Origin of the sequence: Actinosynnema sp. NPDC023658, from assembly GCF_040639995.1 — a bacterium.
Taxonomy (GTDB): domain Bacteria; phylum Actinomycetota; class Actinomycetes; order Mycobacteriales; family Pseudonocardiaceae; genus Actinosynnema.
On the sequence record NZ_JBFAAX010001164.1, the window covers coordinates 1 to 1630 of the forward strand.

General features: G+C 74.1%; 2 protein-coding genes and 1 pseudogene. 2 read left to right on the forward strand and 1 reads right to left on the reverse strand.

Going from position 1 to position 1630, the window contains the following annotated elements; translation table 11 throughout:
- On the reverse strand, nt 1-625 hold a 625-nt coding region (locus AB0G02_RS39165), incomplete at its 3' end, for a histidine kinase (RefSeq protein WP_360805261.1).
- A gap of 302 nt (nt 626-927) precedes the next feature.
- On the opposite strand from AB0G02_RS39165, the pseudogene AB0G02_RS39170 reads away from it, so the two are divergent.
- A pseudogene (locus AB0G02_RS39170) lies at nt 928-1074 on the forward strand (DUF6292 family protein); the annotation flags it as partial.
- A gap of 334 nt (nt 1075-1408) precedes the next feature.
- A partial coding sequence (locus AB0G02_RS39175) for a hypothetical protein (RefSeq protein ID WP_360805264.1) occupies nt 1409-1630 on the forward strand: 222 nt, incomplete at its 3' end.

A 1630-nucleotide genomic window follows, 5' to 3' on the forward strand; every position in this document is an offset into this window, starting at 1 on the left:
GGTCGGGGTCGGCCGTGCGGATCACCGCGCGGGCCGCCTGCAGGAGCATCTGCACGACGGTCAGGTGGTGGCCCAGCCCGTCGTGGATGTCGCGGGCCACCCGGTTGCGCTCCTGCGTCGTCGCCAGCTGCTCGGCCTGGGCGGCGTACCCGCGCAGCCGTTCGTTGGCCGCCGCCAGCTCGGCGCGGGCGTGCTGCTCGCGCACCAGCAGCTCGGTGGTGACGACGGTGAAGGTGGTGACGGCCAACGTGCTCAGCCCCTCGCGCAGCCCGGCCGGCCACTCCATCCCCACGTGGATCAGGGGCGTCACCGCGGCCACCGCGGCAGCGGCCGGCAGCGGCAGCAGAAGCACGCTCTGGGCGACCAGCACGACCAGCAGCAGCACGCCCCCGACCGCCGCACCGGACAGCACGAACACCGCGAAGCCCAAAGGCAGCTGCACCAGCACGTACGCGACGGCGAACGCCCGGCCCCGCCGCTGCGCGAAGGGGAACCCGAAGACGGCGAGCGCGCCGTAGACCAGCCCGACGAGCAGCGTGGGCACGAGCCACTGCTCGAAGCTCTCCGACCCGATCGGCAGCGTCACGTAGGCGACCACCGTCAGGATGCTCAACGCCCTCTGCACGCGCCCACTGTCCTGGACCCCGAACACCACGGTCAACCGAACGGGTGAGGGGCGGACAGGGCGCTCACCGCGGTCCACCGAGACGGCGCTGGATCGAAACACCTCGTGCCTGCCGCCGTCGGGTGGTTTCACCCCTCACCCGGTCGGGGTACCAGGTCGGAGCGTCAAACAGTCGGCGCATCGGCACTGAGAGGCGGCGATGCGTGGTGGAACTCGACTTCGACGATGCGGTCACCTGGGGCCTGCGCGGTTACGTCAGGCTTGTGACCCGGGAACTGGGGCTTACGGGGGAGTGCTCGTACGTGCAGGCCGAGCGGCCGGCGACCGCGTACCTGGCGCTGGACGGCCGGTTGCCCGGGTTCGTGGACCGGGACGTGGCGCTGGTGTGGGACGAGGAGACCGGGTGGTCCGCCGCGGTGGAGACGGACAGCGGCGAGGACGTGCTGGTCCAGGCGCACTTCGGCGGTGACGTGCTGCCCCCGCCCAAGGCGGTCGCCCGCTGGGTGCGCGGGCTGTACCGCGGCGAGCGGGTCACCGTGCCGCACCCCGCGGTCGCGCGCACGGGGCACGACGACCTCGTCCGCCGGCTGGCGTCCTACGACGCCGCCGCCCGCGTGCCCGCGCCGCGCAGCGCAGGAGCCCGGACCGTCCACGGACGACGTGCCGCGGCCCGCGCGCGAACGCTCAAGCCGCCGTCCTCCGCGCGATTGCCGAGGCCGACGTCCTCCGCGCGACCCCGGACCGGGCCCGTATCGGACGCCCCGGACCGGGTACACCGCGGACATGATCTCGCAGCCGTGTGTCGCGGCCTCCAGCCAGTGGGTCGACGAGGACGGCGTCCGGCAGCCGTCCGGCGACGTGCACGCCTGGGCGCCCGGCACCAACCAGACCCTGTGCGGACAGGCGCTGAGCCGCAGCCGGCTCGGCCGGTTCCGGCACGTGCCGTGGGCGGACGCGGTGTGGCTGTCGCAGACCGCGGAGCTGGCGCTGCACCTGTGCCCGCGC